We start from the raw sequence: 15,955 nt of genomic DNA, 5'->3' as shown, positions 1-15,955 counted from the left end.
TCTTATTTTTTACCTTTGAATTCAGAAAATACTAAGGTATCAAATTGTTACATTTATAAGAATTTACCGACTTTAAGTTATGAACAGAACAATTTTACTTTTTGGAGTTTTCTTCGGGGTTACCGCCGTTCTTTTGGGGGCATTCGGGGCACACGGATTAAAGGAACTCATCAGTGAGTCGTCTCTTGACAGCTATAAGACAGCTGTAACCTATCAAATGTATCACGCTTTGTTGCTTTTGTGGCTAGGATCAACCTCAAAGATTGCTGAACCAGGTAAAAAGTTGATCTTTTGGTGCTTGCTACTGGGAATCATTTTGTTCTCTTTCTCAATCTATTTATTGGCTACAAGCAGTCTCCATTCGATCAATCTGGAAGGTATTGCTTTTATAACTCCTCTTGGGGGTGCGATTCTGATCACAGCATGGATTCTATTGGGATATCGCATTTTTAAGTACTTTAAATAAAGATGCTATATTTTCTGTGGCGGCCTCCAATAATTTTCTAGTTTTGTGGTATAAAATAAGTCATTTATGACCTCATCTGATTCATCTACGAAAACGATTTCGTTAAATCCCTATGGGATCAACAGCAAAAATGTTCACTATCAATTAGATCCTGAAGAACTTCACAAGATCACTGTTGATAATGGAATGGGAAAGGAAGCTTCTTCGGGTGCTCTTGCTGTAAATACAGGCGAATTTACCGGGAGATCTCCCCAGGACCGATTTATTGTCAAAGACGCGATTACCGAGGATAAGGTTTGGTGGGGCCCCATCAATAAACCCTTTGAGCCGGGAAAATTTGATGAACTATACGATCAGGTAGTAACATATTTATCCGAGAAAGAAGTTTTTGTGCGAGATTGTTTTGCCTGTGCAGATAAGGATTATCGGCTGGGAATCAGGGTGATCAATGAATATCCCTGGTCTAACCTGTTTGCCTATAATATGTTTATAAGGCCCTCAGAGACAGAATTGGAGTCTTTTGATGCAGACTGGATCGTGGTCAATGCTCCGGGCTTTATGGCGAATGCTGAAAAGACAGGTACAAGACAACACAATTTTGCCATCCTCAACTTTACACGAAAAATTGCCCTGATCGGAGGGACGGGATACACAGGTGAGATTAAGAAGGGTATATTTTCTGCCCTTAATTTCTTGCTTCCCGTATATCAAAACACCCTCCCTATGCATTGTTCCGCCAATGTTGGTGAAGAAGGAGATACTGCTATTTTCTTTGGTTTGTCTGGTACTGGAAAGACCACCCTATCAACGGATCCAGACAGGAGACTTATCGGGGATGATGAGCATGGATGGACGGCAGAAAACACCATCTTTAATTTTGAAGGGGGATGCTATGCAAAAGTGATCAACTTATCTAAGGAAAATGAACCCGGGATTTTCAAGGCGATAAAGAAAGGAGCCATCCTTGAAAATGTAATTATGGACGAACAGGGAAATGTCGATTTTGGGGATACGTCTATAACCCAGAATACAAGGGTAAGTTATCCAATATATCATATCGATAACATCCAGGAGCCTTCCATAGGGAAGAATCCCAAAAACATATTTTTTCTCACAGCAGACGCCTTTGGGGTCTTACCTCCCATCAGCAAACTTACACCCAGTCAGGCAGCCTATCATTTCATTTCAGGTTATACGGCTAAAGTTGCAGGTACTGAGGCGGGCGTTGTGGAACCTATCCCTTCTTTCTCTGCCTGTTTCGGCGCACCATTTATGCCCTTGCATCCTACTAAATATGCTGAAATGCTCAGCAGAAAGATGAAGGAATCAGGAGTAAATGTTTGGCTTGTGAACACGGGTTGGACAGGCGGACCCTATGGAGTTGGAACGAGAATGAAATTAAAATATACCAGGGCCATGATTCACGCTGCCCTGAGCGGGGCACTGGGACTTTATTCCTATGACACCTACCATATTCATTCTGTATTTGGTGTAGCCCAGCCCAGATCATGTCCGGGAGTACCAATAAGTGTCCTTAGTCCACGTTCAACCTGGAATAACGACGAGGCTTATTACAAGACTGCGTTTAAATTATCTAACGCTTTCCGCGAGAATTTTGTGAAATTTGAGGCTTATGCCAATGAAGAGATTCGGCGAGGCGGGCCTCAGCGATACGGATTCTGATACTAAAACTGAAATTACTTTTTATTGACGCTGGTGATATACTTCTGCAAAGCCATTGTCATTGAGGGAGTTTCAGGAGTCGGGGCCTTAATATCTATGCGTAATCCAGCCTCTGTAGCGGCCTGAATTGTAGAATTTCCGAAAACTGCTATCCTCGTATTGTTTTGCTCGAAGTCGGGAAAATTCTTTAAGAGGGATTCTATTCCTGACGGACTGAAGAAAACCAGAACATCGTAATATACATTCCTAAGATCGGAAAGATCACTAATCACGGTTTTATAAAAAATACCCCGCTTCCAATTTAGTTTCATTTCATCCAAAGTATCCGGAACAATCGATTTTAATACATCCGAAGAGGGAAGTAGAAATTTTTCATCCTTGTATTTTTTAAACAAGGGTTGCAGATCGATGAAATTGCGTTTCCCTACGTAGATTTTACGCTTTCTGTAAACCACGTATTTCTGAAGGTAAAAGGCCACTGCTTCTGACTGGCAAAAATACTTCATGGAATCGGGTACTTTGAACCTCATCTCCTCGGCAATTCTGAAAAAATGATCCACAGAGTTTCTGCTCGTCAAAATTATGGCGGTAAATTCTTTGAGATCTATCTTTTGCTGCCTAACGGCTTTGGCATCAACTCCTTCGACATGAATAAATGGCCGGAAGTCGACCCTAACATGTTCTTTCTCAATAAGACGGAGGTAGGGAGAGTTTTCCATCTTAGGTTCCGGCTGAGATACCAAAATCGTTTTGATTTTCATAGACATCAAACTTTTAGAGCATTCACAATAATGATCAAAGGGGCAATTTCGAGTGCGCAAAGGTACAAAATAAAATAGAAAAAGTAGGAAGTAAGGAACTTAAGATGCGTTTTAATTATAGTTACCCATCCTATGATTAAAATCAATAAAATTAAAACAACCCCAATAAAATAAACCGTTTTAGAGCCTGTAAAAACATAGCAGAGTAAAAGGTTTACAAGGAACAACACCATGCCACTGTAATTTAGGTAGGATATTTTTTTAAAAATAATATCGGAAATAATCGGTTGTGAATTAAAGATGGCACTGCTGCCAAGCTGAGTGATGATTTTTGCAAAGAGAAATAAAAACAGGAGTCCGGCGATCAGAGCAAATAGCATAGGGGAGGAAATTACTTCCTCCGGACGGTAAAGATTGATGCCGATATATAAAAAGAGAGATAAATTCAGCAAAAGAAAAACTGTAAAAAAAATGTGGAACCAATTCATCAGCTTATCCTTTTTGTTGTAAAGAAAAACGTACTTATTGTTAAATGGCAGAATTATAAAATTCAGGAATCGGCTGTAGAACAAACTTTTCGCAAGTACAAGAAAAAGTCCGCTCGAAAAAATAATAATTGTAACCCAATCTGAACTGGTTATTTCCCTGAGAATTGGTTCCATTAATCGATTGCAGTTTTAGTTCCATTTAGCCCCCACCTCAATTCATTCTCAGAGATGACCACTTTTACATAGGCTACCTTTTCAAGTGGGACTTCAGGAAATTCGGATTGAAATCTCAAGCGAGCCCCAGCCGCTATATGTTCGTTTTCTTCCTCTCTTTGCCGAGCCTCCAATGGGATAATATCAATAAGTTGTTTGTACGAATCCAGCAAAGCCAATCCAAACTCGAGTTCACCGAGTGGAATTTCAAAAGCATAGGGATTATACAGTTCAAAGACAAACCGACTTTCCATCTCTGTACCCGACAAATCAATTATTTCAGTTCTCAGTTTTCTATAAGACAGGAAGGGGTTCTTATACACTCCATAAAACAAGGTGTTATCTGGCATGGTAAAAGAAATATCTCCATCTGTCAAATACTTTGAAACATAAAGTACTTTCTTCCCACGAACGGATTCTTCGGTTGTATCAATAGAATATTGATTCTCCCGATACCAGGCATTATTGAGTGAATAGGAGGGATTTCCCGAATAGAAAGAAAACATGGGAGCCATTCTGTACGAGTTTTCAAAAACCACGGGTATATCACCTATTTGCCAAGTGATTTTCTTTACCCAAGTTTTATTTCCGTGTGTTTCATAAACCACGGGGAAAAGAGGTTCGAACACCAGCCCTATCCTCAGGAAAAGCAAAATTAAAATATTGACCAGACCCATTCTGAAAATCCATTTTCGGGTCAGTTTATCTGTCAGCATATAGTTGTAAACCAAAATAGCTGCCGGGATACATATTACGATGATCCATTGTGTCTGGACCCGCCGTTGCAGACTGGAAAGAAGAAAAAACAGCAATACTCCGAAAGTGACAAATCTCAAGGCACGAAGAAAGAGTCCTTTCTCTTTGTATTTAAAGAGAGCCTGGTAGATCCAGTAGAATGTAAGGCCGAAAATGGCAATCAAATTTACAATAAAGCCCAGGGTAAAATCGAAAAACTCATACGGCCTGTTTGGCCTTTCAAAAAGGTGATATTTGACGGAAACAAAATCGTGTTCATACAGCCACAAAAAATGGGGTGAATAACTGAGCAGTGATACAACAACGGCAAGCCAGGCATATGGATTTTGCAGTAAACGTAAATTTGAGAGCAGGACAAAAAATATGACCAGGAAGGCATGATACTTGCTATACATCAGTGCCGCCATGACCAGGCCAAGAAAGAGGGCAGCCAGGAATCCTGGCTTCTTTAGGAAATACCTGTAGGCCAGAAAGAACAGAGCCGTAAAAAAGAGAAGGGGCGTATCCGGCAGCATTAAAAAGCCATACGCATGAACCAAAGTCATGGAAAGTACCAGAACAAAAAAGTGGGGGATAAAATCCCTTTTTTTGGGATGATCCACTAAAAGCCAGAGAATGCCTATTGTTCCTGTACCCAGGAAACAACTCAGCAGGCGTATACCCAGTTCATTTTCAAATAACACACTTCCAAGAGCAATTAGAAAGGCCACCATAGGCGGATGATCAAAATATCCCCAATCGAGATCCTTGGCGTAATACCAGTAGTAAGCTTCGTCGAAAAGTAATTGCGTGAAATTAGCCTGAAGGAGGTTCAGGATGAATACGGAGAGGAGAATATACAGAAAGAGTACAGGAAACTTTTGTTTCATTCTAAGTCAGCTACAGTTCAAAATTACAAATAATCGCATCTATCTCTTGGCTAAACCGGATAAGAAAAATTAAACCCGATTCTTATACAGTCATTTGAAAGCCTTATTTTTGCCCTAATCTCCCTTATTTGATGACAGATAGTTTAGTAATAATTCCTTCCTATAATGAGATCGAGAATATAGAGGCCATAATTGAGGCCGTATTCGAACTTCAGAAGGATTTCCATGTTTTGGTGGTAGACGATAACTCTCCCGATGGTACGGGTAATGCGGTAAGGGTATTGCAAAAAAAATACGAAGGGAAGCTGTTTCTGGAAGAACGTATTGAGAAATCTGGCCTTGGGACTGCTTATATTCATGGATTTAAATGGGCCCTGGAAAGAGATTACCTTTTTATTTTTGAGATGGATGCCGACTTCTCCCACAGACCCACAGACCTTCCGAGATTGTACAGGGCATGTGTGAACGGGGCAGATGTTGTCGTAGGATCGCGGTATAAAAAGGGAGTAAATGTTGTAAACTGGCCTCTTTTCAGAATACTACTCTCATATGGAGCTTCGTTTTATGTAAAGTTCATTACAGGGATGCGTGTTCATGATCCAACAGCTGGTTTTGTATGTTATAGACGTACAGTACTGGAAGCCCTGGACCTGGATTCAGTTAAATTTATTGGTTATGCTTTCCAAATTGAGATGAAATACAGAGCATATCTGAAAAAATTCAAAATTGAAGAGGTCTCCATTATCTTTACTGACAGGGAAAAAGGGAAATCAAAAATGAGCTCCTCTATTATCTGGGAAGCAGTTTTTGGGGTCATTAGTATGAGGTTGCGCAGCCTTTTTAATAGAAATGGTTTTTAAAATGGGAAAGACATTAATCAAAAACGCTTTGTTAGTCAATGAGGGGATTACACATGAAGCAGATTTGCTGATTGATGGTGAAAGAATAGCCAAGATAGCCCCATCTATAACATCTGAGTCCGCAATCACAATCGATGCAGAAGGCAGCTATCTATTCCCTGGTATCATTGACGACCAGGTACATTTCAGAGAACCTGGCCTAACACACAAAGGCTCTATTTCCACTGAAAGTCGGGCTGCAATTGCCGGTGGAATTACCACTTTTATGGAACAGCCTAATACCAACCCTCAAACGACAACACTTGAGAAACTGGAAGAAAAGTTTCAGATGGGAGCACAATCTTCCTATGCAAACTATTCTTTTCTCTTTGGAGGGACGAATGACAATCTCGAGGAATTAAAGCGCCTGGATAAGAATGCTTGTTCGGGAGTTAAGCTTTTTTTGGGTTCCTCCACAGGGAATATGCTGGTAGATGATGAACTTGTTTTAGAGCAGATATTCAGAAACACAGAAATGGTCATTTCAGCTCATTGTGAAGATGAAACAACGATAAGGCAGAATCTGGCCAAGTATCAAAATGAATTTGGTGATGATATTCCTGTGAAGTATCATCCGAAGATCAGAAGTGAAGATGCCTGCTATCTCTCCTCCTCCAAAGCTGTTGCACTTGCAAAACGGACGGGTGCCCGCCTTCATGTATTCCACTTGTCTACGGCTAAAGAATTAGAGTTGTTTTCAAATGATATACCGTTAAGTGAGAAGAGGATTACAGCAGAAGTATGTTTGCATCACCTTTGGTTTTCAGATGAAGATTACGAAAAATATGGCACCCATATTAAATGGAATCCTGCAATAAAGAAATCGAGCGACAGAGAAGGATTGTGGAAAGCTTTGCTTGATAACAGGATTGATGTGGTGGCCACAGATCATGCGCCTCACACCCTTGACGAGAAAGATCAGGCTTATATGAAAGCCCCTTCAGGTGGACCACTGGTACAGCACGCTTTACCTGCAATGATGGAGAAAATGCTGCAAGGTAAAATTAGTAGGGAAACCATGGTTGCCAAAATGTGTCATAATCCGGCGATCCTGTTCGATATCAAAGATAGGGGCTACTTGCGCGAAGGGTACTTTGCAGATTTGGTAATGGTGAATCCCAATGATCCTTGGCAGGTAAATAGGGAGAATCTTTATTACAAATGTGGATGGTCACCGTTTGAAGGTACATCCTTTAAATCAAAGATTACACATACCTTTGTCAACGGACACCTGGCATATGAACATGGTGCTTTTTCAAAAGAAAGACGGGCAAAACGATTAACTTTTAACCGATCATGAAAATCAGGATTCTCACTTTTATGTCATTGATCATTCTCTGTTCCTGTGCAGAGGAGGTTGTTGAAAAACCGGATAATCTGATCCCTAAGGAAAAAATGACCAGATTGTTATACGACCTTGCCATCCTCAATTCGGCAAAAGGTACCAATCAGGCTATTCTTGAAACACATTTTGATAATCCAACTACCTTTCTGTTTGATCAATATGGTGTAGATAGTCTGCAATTTGTAAAAAGCGATATCTACTACGCTTCCAAGCCCTTGGTTTATGAGTCCATTTACAAAGAAGTTGCCGCCCGGTTGGAGGACGAAAAGGAGCAAATTGAAGAAAACAGGAAGAAGCGGAATGACAGTCTGGTAAAAAGGAGCAGGCAGATAAAGGACTCCGTTTTAAGGGAATAGATTACTCAAAGGCTTCAGGGTATCTCCCGCGTAGATATTCACAGGTTGTTTTGATGCTCTTATGTAGACCTGAGAATTCAAAATCAATGATCTTTTTAATTTTTTCTGAAGAATAATGCTGCTGTTTTTTGAGGGAATTCACGGTATCCCGCGTAAGTCTTCTCTTTGTATTGAGAAAGTAATGGCTAAACCAGTCGAGCCTCCAGCCTGCCTCCATCATCCAAAAGGGTATTTGTTTTGCCGGGGGTACCACTCCAAATGAATTGCTAATCTCAGTTAGCAGTTCTCTAAAACTCATATTGCCGGCTACTAAAATAAACCGCTCGTTGTAAACTTCCGACTCCATAAGTTTAAACATGGCCGACGCCACATCGATTACAGCGACAAATCCGGTTCCACCCGGGAAATATCTCCGCATGCCATTCGCTGCTTTATTAAAGAATTTCAAACTGCTTTGATTCCAGTTACCCGGACCCAGAACAACACCCGGATTCACTATTACTACGCGAAGGCCTTCCTGAGATCCCCTCCAAACTTCCATTTCAGCAAGATGTTTTGACAAGGCGTAAACACTGGTTTCAGATTCTACCCAGTCATTTTCTTCTGTCACTATCCCTTTCTCTTCTCCCTTTCCTATCGCTGCAATTGAACTCACATAGCACAATTTTTTAACCTGATGTGCCAAACATAGGTTAACCACATTGGCCGTACCCTCAACATTTGTTTTTTTTAGGGATTCCCAGGCAGCCGGGTTGAAAGAGATCATGGCCGCAGCATGATAGACTTGTGTTACCCCTTTAAAAGCACTTTCCAGGGAAGGCACATCGGTTATGTCACCCCTGACCCAGATTATTTTTTTAAACAAAGAGCTGGCCTCTTTGGTATAATGCTCAAAGATTGAAACAACCTCTTGAAGAGATTCTTCAGTCCGGTAAATAGCTTTTACCTCCTTGTTATTACTAAGTAGTTTATACAGTAAATGTGCACCTACTAAACCAGTTCCTCCGGTCACTAAGATCATGGGTCTAAAATACTTAAAACTCACGGATATATTTACAATTATGGAGGTTTGGCTCCATAGTATTTCTTTTATCTTTGCATCATTCTTAGAAAAGGTAACCTGATGGATTCAAATTTTGTAGAGGAATTGAAATGGCGGGGCATGCTCCACGATGTGATGCCCGGAACAGAAGAGCACCTGATGTCGGGAATGCAATCGGCTTACGTGGGGATTGATCCTACCGCAGATTCACTTCATATTGGTCATTTGGTAGGGGTGATGATGCTGAGGCATTTTCAGCTTGCCGGGCATAAGCCCTATGCCCTTATCGGAGGTGCGACCGGAATGATAGGGGATCCTTCGGGTAAATCCAGTGAACGTAATTTGCTGGATGAAACAACGCTGAGACTAAATCAGGAAGCAATAAGGGAGCAACTATCCCGCTTTCTCGATTTTGATACAGATGTTGAAAACGGTGCAGTCCTTGTCAATAATTACGACTGGATGAAGGATTTCAGTTTTCTCGACTTCATAAGGGATGTGGGAAAGCACATTACCGTGAATTATATGATGGCGAAGGACTCTGTTAGAAAAAGACTGGATGCAGAGGCTAAAGAGGGTATGTCATTTACGGAGTTCACCTATCAGTTAGTACAGGGATACGATTTTCTGTATTTGTATCAGAATTACAACTGTACCCTCCAGATGGGAGGAAGTGATCAGTGGGGGAATATTACCACGGGAACTGAATTGATCAGGCGTATAGGAGGTGGGAAAGGATATGCATTAACCTGCCCCCTTATCACAAAAGCAGATGGAACTAAATTTGGTAAATCAGAAGATGGAAATGTCTGGCTTGACGCCCATAGGACCTCTCCTTATAAATTTTATCAATATTGGATCAATACCTCGGATGAAGATGCCGAAAAGTACATCAAGATATTTACCTTCCTGTCGCGGGCAGAAATTGAAAGCCTGGTTAATGAGCACCAGCAGGCACCGCATTTGAGAACACTACAAAAAAAATTGGCGGAAGAGGTGACCACCATGGTTCATTCCAAAAGCGATCTTGAGAATGCGATCAGGGCCAGTACTATCCTCTTTGGTAAATCTACTTCCTCTGATCTCAAATCACTTGATGCATACACCTTCCTGGAGGTCTTTGAAGGAGTTCCTCAGGCAGAGGTATCCAGGGGGGATATCACCAACGGACTCGACATAATAGCTGCCCTGGCTGCAAATACAGGATTTCTAAATTCCAATGGAGAAGCGAGAAGGGAACTGAAGCAAAATTCCATTTCTGTGAATAAGGAGAAGGTTACCGAGGGGTATGTGATCAAAGAATCAGACCTTATCAATGATAAGTATGTTCTCTTACAGCGCGGTAAGAAAAGCTATTTTATTTTAGCCGTTTCAGATAGCTAAAATTCAGAAATTGAGCTTACAAGACCATCAGGTTGCATCCCCGGATGTCGGCGTTATCAAATCGACCAAGAATTTCAAAACCTCCCCCGGGACATAGTCGTCCCAGATCCTGGGTAGCGATAAAAGAACATGAATACAGATTGGCAAGATCAATTATATTGACTCCACCGGTTCTCCCTGCTTCCATAAGACTTAACGGATCTTCGGTGTCACGGATAAAAACTTCCATCCAGGGAGGGGAATAAAACACCCCTTCGCCTTTTGAATACGCCTGGGAAAGAAGCTCTGTCATCCCGTATTCGGAATGAACTGACTTTAGCCCGAACGCCTGCCTGATATGTCTGTGAAGATCTTCCCGAATCAGTTCTTTCCGCTGCCCTTTCATTCCTCCGGTTTCCATAATTATGGTATTCTTCAGTTCCATTGGATGTTGTTCGGCCAGATCCAAAAGTGCAAATGACACTCCTATTAAGAGGGTTTTAGTGCTTTCATCGTCCAGTTTTCTGAGATGGTTTGCCAGAGTGGGCAGATTTTTAAGGTAGAATCCACTTTGGGGATGGCTACCTAGCTTGATCAGATCCTGCACCATATAAACAAGGGAAGAGCCAGATCGTTCCAGATAGGAAGGGAGTAAGGCCAGAATACAATAATCTTTCGGATCTCCGTAAAAAAGTTCAAATCCTTTGCGAAAACTCTGTTTGTAAAGGTTCAGATCGGTGATTAGATGTGTGCTGGGGAGTGAAGATGTAGTACCACTACTGGTAAAAACTATCTCAGGCCTGGCAAAAGAACAACTTAGCTGCTTTTTTCTGAAGAATTCTATGGGTAAAAATGGTATGTCTGAGGGGGTATTAATCACACCCGGATCTTTGCCAACATGCCGGCAAAACTCTCTGTAGACGGGATTATTCAGGTATTGATATTGGAAAACTGAAATGGCTGTCGCATCGAATTCCTGCTTGTTCTTAATAGTGAAAATCCTGTTGGGGTCCATGGCGTGCTATGCTTCGCCAAAAGTAGTAAATAATAAGCCTGTGAGCGACGAGTATAAAATGAGACTGGAGTATGATTGCTACTTAACCACCAGCTTCCTTGTCATGGATTTATGCCTCTCCTTTACTTGTAAAACGTAAACCCCGGGAACCAAGCGGGAAATATTCAGGGAATTGGTGGAGATACGATCCCTGAGTACAACTTCTCCAAGCACGTCGTAAACGGTTATGATCTTGGTGTCATTGTAATCGGATGAAATATACACCACATCACTGTAGGCAGGATTCGGATATAATTTGAAATTGGGGATTTCCTGGGACGGACCAGTTTCAGCCTTAGGTTTTTCCTGGCCATAACTCCATAGGGAAACCAAAAGGAAAGCGGTTAAGTAGAGTATTTTCATCAATATTGATTTGGGATCAATACCTAAAGATACCTAAAGACCCCCACTGACCCTACAAATTGTTGTGAATCAGAGGAAATTGTAGGTGAAAAATTATCGCGAAGCATTTCGTCGATAAAAAAGATCATTTTATCGACCTGGCAATTAAATTCTGGATCGTCTTAAGTTGATTAAAATCAGGGGGATATTGCTATTTGATGATCAATTTTCGGGTAGCGGTCTTATTCTTTTCCTGTACCCGGAGAACATACACACCTGAGTCGAGGTCTGACAAATTCAATTCTTTCCCTAAAATAGTCGTTTCGATTACCCGAGTACCCAATACATCAAAGATGAGTATTTTTTTAGGTGCATTAGCTTTGGTTTCAATATAAATCTTGCCATTAGTGACAGGATTGGGATAGAGATTGAATCCCGCAATTTCACCCGGATTTGAAGGCTTGTCCTGAGCAAGCCCGGCAGAAAAAACCAATAAAAAAGCTAGTAGGTAAAAGTGCTTCATACTGAGGGGGTTACATAGGTACAGAACAAATATACTTATTTTGAGATTCCATTATTGTCACAAGGCTTATTCTAACTAAGAAATTCGATGAAATGCACCTTTATTCCCTTGTATATCATTAATCATACCAATATGAAGTCAATTTTGACATAATTTCTGTTCAATACCTCCTCCGGGCCTTTGCAGTTCTACACCTATTCTATGTTATAAAATTGTTATGATCAACATTTCGAACAGATGAATCTTTAGGGTGTGTTTTTTATTTATATTTTTGATTGGATCCATAAACTTGGAATTAATGAAGAAGCAAGATATTCGCATCCTTCTGGTTGATGATGAGCCAGATATCCTGGAGATACTAAAATACAATTTGTCATCTGAAGGCTATCAGGTATCAACAGCTAAAAATGGGGTTGAAGGGGTAGAAAAGGCGAAGAAAAAGAAGCCTCACCTCATTATCCTGGATGTGATGATGCCCGAAATGGACGGGATTGAGGCATGCGAAAAAATACGCAATACGGATGGACTTCAGGATACCATTATAACTTTTCTTACCGCGAGGGGAGAAGATTATTCGCAAGTTGCAGGTTTTGACGCTGGGGCCGACGATTATATCACAAAACCTATTAAACCAAAGGTGCTCGTCAGCAAAGTAAAATCGTTATTGAGAAGATTAAAGGAAAAAGATGATCCACAGCCTGAGATTAAAAAGGTTGGAAAAATCGTTATAAACAGGGAAGAGTATAAGGTGGTGAATGATGGGAAAGAAATTATATTACCCCGTAAAGAATTCGAATTACTATCCCTGCTTACTTCCAAACCTGATAAGGTTTTTAAGAGAGAAGTTATTTTAGACAAAGTTTGGGGGCAGGAAGTGGTGGTTGGCGGCCGCACTATAGACGTACATATTCGAAAATTAAGAGAAAAAATCGGAGACCATCACTTTAAAACGGTCAAAGGAGTAGGCTATAAGTTTGTATTATAATGGCCATAAAACTGAGGAAATCCTATAAGTTTGCCCTGAGGTCTTCATTTTACATTTCCATTTTTCTCCTGCTTCTAGCTCTTACACTATTTTACTTTTTTTCTCTCTGGAAGTACTGGCCAGTTCTGGTCATTGCGATCTTCCTGATCTTTGGAGTTTCTTTTCTTGTCATTCAATTTAGGGTTGAGAAATTTATCTATCGAAGGATAAAAAAGATATATGATGATGTTTCATTGCTCGAATCCTCATCATTAGCCATGGGTCCTATCACTACTGATATGGCAACTCTTACTGAGGAAATTGAAAAATTTGCCAAGGATAAGAGAATTGAAATAGATACGCTGAAAATCAGGGAAGCCTACAGAAAGGATTTTCTGGGGAATGTTTCGCATGAGCTGAAGACGCCACTGTTCACAGTACAGGGATACATTCTTACCCTGCTTGAAGGGGCAATGGAAGACAAAAAAATTCGCAAAAAATACCTTCTAAGAGCCAGTAAAGGAGTAGAAAGGCTTATTTATATTGTAAAAGACCTCGATCTTATCACAAAATTAGAAGCCGGAGAGCTCAGTCTGGATATAGACACCTTTGATATTATTGAATTAATCAACAATGTCTTTGAACTACTCGAAATGAAGGCGGCAAAAAAAAATATCAGCTTAACCTTCGATATGGATTACAAGCAACCGATTTTTGTGCGGGGTGACAGGGAAAAGCTTCAGCAGGTGATAACAAATCTCATCGTCAATTCTATTAAATACGGACACTCCGATGGGACTACGGAGGTGAGTGTGGAAGACCTCATTAAAAACAAAGTGATTGTAAGAGTTACGGATAATGGCGAAGGTATTCCGGAAAGCCACTTGCCCCGCATTTTTGAGCGATTTTACCGGATCGACAAAAGTGGAAGCCGGAAAGAAGGAGGTTCCGGGCTGGGTCTGGCCATCGTAAAGCATATTATTGAGGCACATGGGGAAAAAATCTATGTGGAAAGTGCCGTCGATGTAGGGTCTGAATTTTCATTCACTCTTGAAAAAACAAAGAAATCCCGTGAATAGTTCAAGCAGCCTTTTTCGAAATACGTAGTTTTGTAAAAATCAATACAGGTATTTTGTGGGGAGCAAGAATAAACTCAAAAGATTTAAAGAAAACGAATCCTTTCCCAATGTGTTTCAGCCCTTGCGGGATGAAGTCCTTAAGGGCGTGTTTCCCCATAAAGGAAACTGGGCTGAGGTTTTCGGTAACCATAACCCTCTGGTGGTGGAACTCGGCTGCGGGAAGGGGGAATATACAATAGGCCTCGCAAGGATGCATCCCGAAATTAATTATATCGGGATCGACATAAAAGGCGCCCGCCTATGGAGGGGGGCTAAAACGGCATTGGAGGAATCTCTTACAAACGTCATTTTTATCAGATCGCAGATCAGTTTAATCGATGACTTATTCGCCCGGGGAGAAGTATCTGAGATATGGATCACATTTCCCGATCCGCAGATTAAGTTTAAAAGAACAAAACACAGGCTGACAAATCTCGAATTCTTAAAAAAGTATTCCCTGGTCTTACAGGAGAACGGGCTGGTACATCTGAAGACCGACAGTGAATTCATGCATGGTTATACCCTGGGGATACTCCAGGCCATGAATATGGAAATTATGTATTCCAATCACGATGTATACAAAAACGAGGGGAGTCCGAAGGAAGTTCTGGAAATTCAAACCTTTTACGAAAATCAGTATCTTGAGCTGGGGAAACCCATCACCTATTTAAAATTCAGGATGCCTGCTTTATGACCCATCTCCTAATATTATTCTTTGTCACTTTTTCTGCAGCTTTTATGGCGACAGTCCCACCGGGCCTGCTTAACATGAATGCAGCTAAAACGAGTGTGGAAAAGGGGAAGAATAACGGGATCATTTTTAGCCTCGGGGTATCAACGATGATCATGATGCAGGCCTATATCGCTGTGCTGATCTCCAAGTTCCTTTACAATAACCCGGAAATCATCGATCTGTTGATGAAGATAGCTGTTGGGATCTTTGCTTTTTTTGCTATTTACTTCTTCATTATGGCCAAACGGTTTAAGCCCAAGAAGATCCGTATAGAAAAAATAAGCAAAAAGAACAGCTTTTTTAAAGGGATGCTTTTGGCTGCTTTGAATTTACTGACGATACCTTATTACAGCGGACTCAATGTGATGTGGAATGCCTCTGGATGGATTAAATTTGAGGTTTGGGATATTGCCACCTTTGTACTTTCTGCCGGAATGGGAACCTTCACTGTACTCTATCTTTACACCTTTTATTTTAATAAACTGGAATTGAAGAATAAGACCTTTTCCAGAAATTCAAACTATATCCTGAGTGGCCTGATGGTGATTTTACTTTTAATTACCCTAATCAGGTTATACAACAGTGATCATGGATAAAAAAGCTACCGACTTCTTTAGCCGCGTATACGAACTGGTAAGGCAGGTACCCTATGGAAAGGTGACATCTTATGGTGCCATTGCCAGGTATCTGGGAGCTGCCCGAAGTGCGAGAATGGTGGGTTGGGCTATGAACAATGTGGTAGACAGGGAAGATATACCGGCACATCGCGTGGTGAATAGAGTAGGACTCCTCACCGGGAAACATCATTTCGGCGGTACCAACCTCATGCAGCAATTGCTGGAGAATGAAGGTCTCGTCGTTGTAGATGATCAGATTCAGGATTTTGACAAACATTTCTGGGATCCTATGAAGGAACTCGGAGAACCCCAATAGACAGGATCGAAACCGGTTTAAAAATCATTATAAAAAAGCGGTATTTCG

At 41.0% G+C, this 15,955-nt stretch carries 18 protein-coding genes; 11 read left to right on the top strand and 7 right to left on the bottom strand.

All coding sequences use genetic code 11. The annotated features are described in order from the left end of the window. The first annotated feature begins 79 nt into the window (after positions 1-79). Together ACA086_RS00580 and pckA are read left to right on the top strand one after the other, a co-directional pair. Positions 80-466, top strand: a complete 387-nt coding sequence (locus tag ACA086_RS00580) for a DUF423 domain-containing protein (protein ID WP_371001269.1) — start codon at positions 80-82, stop codon at positions 464-466. Positions 467-532: 66 nt separating this feature from the next. Continuing rightward, positions 533-2,149 carry a phosphoenolpyruvate carboxykinase (ATP) gene (gene pckA / locus ACA086_RS00575; protein ID WP_371001267.1) on the top strand — a complete coding sequence of 539 codons (1,617 nt, stop codon included), beginning with the start codon at positions 533-535 and terminating at the stop codon, positions 2,147-2,149. A gap of 14 nt (positions 2,150-2,163) precedes the next feature. Here the strand turns inward: pckA and ACA086_RS00570 are convergent, their stop codons facing one another. Genes ACA086_RS00570 through ACA086_RS00560 form a run of 3 tightly spaced genes read right to left on the bottom strand, consistent with a single transcriptional unit; the run spans position 2,164 to position 5,236 of the window. After that, complete coding sequence (locus ACA086_RS00570; protein WP_371001266.1) at positions 2,164-2,910, bottom strand: uroporphyrinogen-III synthase; 747 nt, start codon at positions 2,908-2,910, stop codon at positions 2,164-2,166. 5 nt (positions 2,911-2,915) lie between these two features. Beyond that, entirely contained in the window at positions 2,916-3,572 is a 657-nt protein-coding gene (locus ACA086_RS00565; RefSeq protein WP_371001265.1) for a DUF4271 domain-containing protein, read from the bottom strand. Beyond that, a complete protein-coding gene (locus tag ACA086_RS00560) occupies positions 3,572-5,236 on the bottom strand; it encodes an ArnT family glycosyltransferase (RefSeq protein ID WP_371001264.1) in 1,665 nt (554 codons plus the stop codon). The genes ACA086_RS00565 and ACA086_RS00560 overlap by 1 nt, the downstream gene beginning before the upstream one ends. 131 nt (positions 5,237-5,367) lie before the next feature. Between ACA086_RS00560 and ACA086_RS00555 the strand changes: the two genes are divergently transcribed. The 3 genes from ACA086_RS00555 to ACA086_RS00545 are packed head-to-tail and all read left to right on the top strand — an operon-like array spanning position 5,368 to position 7,836. Continuing rightward, positions 5,368-6,096, top strand: a complete 729-nt coding sequence (locus tag ACA086_RS00555; RefSeq protein WP_371001263.1) for a polyprenol monophosphomannose synthase — start codon at positions 5,368-5,370, stop codon at positions 6,094-6,096. A 1-nt stretch (position 6,097) separates the two neighbouring features. Further along, the gene (locus ACA086_RS00550; RefSeq protein WP_371001262.1) at positions 6,098-7,435 is read left to right on the top strand and encodes a dihydroorotase; all 1,338 of its coding nucleotides are present in this window, start codon (positions 6,098-6,100) and stop codon (positions 7,433-7,435) included. Next, positions 7,432-7,836 (top strand): DUF4296 domain-containing protein, encoded by a 405-nt coding sequence (locus ACA086_RS00545; protein ID WP_371001261.1) that lies wholly within the window; start codon positions 7,432-7,434, stop codon positions 7,834-7,836. The genes ACA086_RS00550 and ACA086_RS00545 overlap by 4 nt, the downstream gene beginning before the upstream one ends. A 1-nt stretch (position 7,837) precedes the next feature. Here ACA086_RS00545 and ACA086_RS00540 read toward each other — a convergent pair whose 3' ends face one another. Next, positions 7,838-8,857: an NAD-dependent epimerase/dehydratase family protein gene (locus ACA086_RS00540; RefSeq protein ID WP_371001260.1), complete on the bottom strand. Its 1,020-nt coding sequence runs from the start codon at positions 8,855-8,857 to the stop codon at positions 7,838-7,840. Positions 8,858-8,959: 102 nt separating this feature from the next. On the opposite strand from ACA086_RS00540, the gene tyrS reads away from it, so the two are divergent. Beyond that, a complete protein-coding gene (gene tyrS, locus ACA086_RS00535) occupies positions 8,960-10,261 on the top strand; it encodes a tyrosine--tRNA ligase (protein WP_371001258.1) in 1,302 nt (433 codons plus the stop codon). A 16-nt stretch (positions 10,262-10,277) separates the two neighbouring features. On the opposite strand, the gene ACA086_RS00530 is transcribed toward tyrS, so the two are convergent. The 3 genes from ACA086_RS00530 to ACA086_RS00520 form a co-directional block, all read right to left on the bottom strand. Then, positions 10,278-11,255: an acyl transferase gene (locus ACA086_RS00530; RefSeq protein WP_371001256.1), complete on the bottom strand. Its 978-nt coding sequence runs from the start codon at positions 11,253-11,255 to the stop codon at positions 10,278-10,280. Positions 11,256-11,333: 78 nt separating this feature from the next. Beyond that, complete coding sequence (locus ACA086_RS00525) at positions 11,334-11,657, bottom strand: T9SS type A sorting domain-containing protein (RefSeq protein ID WP_371001255.1); 324 nt, start codon at positions 11,655-11,657, stop codon at positions 11,334-11,336. Between the two features lie 190 nt (positions 11,658-11,847). Next, entirely contained in the window at positions 11,848-12,159 is a 312-nt protein-coding gene (locus tag ACA086_RS00520; protein ID WP_371001254.1) for a T9SS type A sorting domain-containing protein, read from the bottom strand. 298 nt (positions 12,160-12,457) lie between these two features. Between ACA086_RS00520 and ACA086_RS00515 the strand changes: the two genes are divergently transcribed. The 5 genes from ACA086_RS00515 to ACA086_RS00495 are packed head-to-tail and all read left to right on the top strand — an operon-like array spanning position 12,458 to position 15,907. Further along, on the top strand, positions 12,458-13,144 hold the full coding sequence (locus ACA086_RS00515) for a response regulator transcription factor (RefSeq protein WP_371001253.1): 687 nt from the start codon (positions 12,458-12,460) through the stop codon (positions 13,142-13,144). After that, positions 13,144-14,202 carry a sensor histidine kinase gene (locus ACA086_RS00510; RefSeq protein ID WP_371001252.1) on the top strand — a complete coding sequence of 353 codons (1,059 nt, stop codon included), beginning with the start codon at positions 13,144-13,146 and terminating at the stop codon, positions 14,200-14,202. Before ACA086_RS00515 ends, ACA086_RS00510 begins: the two co-directional genes overlap by 1 nt. Positions 14,203-14,257: 55 nt before the next feature. Beyond that, a complete protein-coding gene (gene trmB / locus ACA086_RS00505; RefSeq protein ID WP_371001251.1) occupies positions 14,258-14,935 on the top strand; it encodes a tRNA (guanosine(46)-N7)-methyltransferase TrmB in 678 nt (225 codons plus the stop codon). Further along, positions 14,932-15,570 (top strand): LysE family transporter, encoded by a 639-nt coding sequence (locus tag ACA086_RS00500; RefSeq protein ID WP_369748230.1) that lies wholly within the window; start codon positions 14,932-14,934, stop codon positions 15,568-15,570. The genes trmB and ACA086_RS00500 overlap by 4 nt, the downstream gene beginning before the upstream one ends. Next, positions 15,563-15,907 (top strand): MGMT family protein, encoded by a 345-nt coding sequence (locus tag ACA086_RS00495; protein ID WP_371001250.1) that lies wholly within the window; start codon positions 15,563-15,565, stop codon positions 15,905-15,907. Before ACA086_RS00500 ends, ACA086_RS00495 begins: the two co-directional genes overlap by 8 nt. Positions 15,908-15,955: the final 48 nt, after the last annotated feature.

This window comes from Muriicola sp. E247, assembly GCF_041358175.1.
In the GTDB taxonomy this organism is placed as follows: domain Bacteria; phylum Bacteroidota; class Bacteroidia; order Flavobacteriales; family Flavobacteriaceae; genus Muriicola.
The sequence above is the reverse complement of the archived record's forward strand: the minus strand, read 5'-3'. Positions and strand labels throughout refer to the sequence as shown.

Excerpts from the sequence above, each read along its gene's own strand:
- pckA (WP_371001267.1), top strand. The coding sequence starts at position 533 with ATGACCTCATCTGATTCATCTACGAAAACGATTTCGTTAAATCCCTAT.
- ACA086_RS00525 (WP_371001255.1), bottom strand. The coding sequence starts at position 11,657 with ATGAAAATACTCTACTTAACCGCTTTCCTTTTGGTTTCCCTATGGAGT.
- ACA086_RS00560 (WP_371001264.1), bottom strand. The coding sequence starts at position 5,236 with ATGAAACAAAAGTTTCCTGTACTCTTTCTGTATATTCTCCTCTCCGTA.
- ACA086_RS00555 (WP_371001263.1), top strand. The coding sequence starts at position 5,368 with ATGACAGATAGTTTAGTAATAATTCCTTCCTATAATGAGATCGAGAAT.
- ACA086_RS00515 (WP_371001253.1), top strand. The coding sequence starts at position 12,458 with ATGAAGAAGCAAGATATTCGCATCCTTCTGGTTGATGATGAGCCAGAT.
- ACA086_RS00550 (WP_371001262.1), top strand. The coding sequence starts at position 6,098 with ATGGGAAAGACATTAATCAAAAACGCTTTGTTAGTCAATGAGGGGATT.
- tyrS (WP_371001258.1), top strand. The coding sequence starts at position 8,960 with ATGGATTCAAATTTTGTAGAGGAATTGAAATGGCGGGGCATGCTCCAC.
- ACA086_RS00580 (WP_371001269.1), top strand. The coding sequence starts at position 80 with ATGAACAGAACAATTTTACTTTTTGGAGTTTTCTTCGGGGTTACCGCC.
- ACA086_RS00570 (WP_371001266.1), bottom strand. The coding sequence starts at position 2,910 with ATGAAAATCAAAACGATTTTGGTATCTCAGCCGGAACCTAAGATGGAA.
- ACA086_RS00495 (WP_371001250.1), top strand. The coding sequence starts at position 15,563 with ATGGATAAAAAAGCTACCGACTTCTTTAGCCGCGTATACGAACTGGTA.
- ACA086_RS00520 (WP_371001254.1), bottom strand. The coding sequence starts at position 12,159 with ATGAAGCACTTTTACCTACTAGCTTTTTTATTGGTTTTTTCTGCCGGG.
- ACA086_RS00500 (WP_369748230.1), top strand. The coding sequence starts at position 14,932 with ATGACCCATCTCCTAATATTATTCTTTGTCACTTTTTCTGCAGCTTTT.
- ACA086_RS00545 (WP_371001261.1), top strand. The coding sequence starts at position 7,432 with ATGAAAATCAGGATTCTCACTTTTATGTCATTGATCATTCTCTGTTCC.
- ACA086_RS00530 (WP_371001256.1), bottom strand. The coding sequence starts at position 11,255 with ATGGACCCCAACAGGATTTTCACTATTAAGAACAAGCAGGAATTCGAT.
- ACA086_RS00540 (WP_371001260.1), bottom strand. The coding sequence starts at position 8,857 with ATGATCTTAGTGACCGGAGGAACTGGTTTAGTAGGTGCACATTTACTG.
- ACA086_RS00510 (WP_371001252.1), top strand. The coding sequence starts at position 13,144 with ATGGCCATAAAACTGAGGAAATCCTATAAGTTTGCCCTGAGGTCTTCA.
- ACA086_RS00565 (WP_371001265.1), bottom strand. The coding sequence starts at position 3,572 with ATGGAACCAATTCTCAGGGAAATAACCAGTTCAGATTGGGTTACAATT.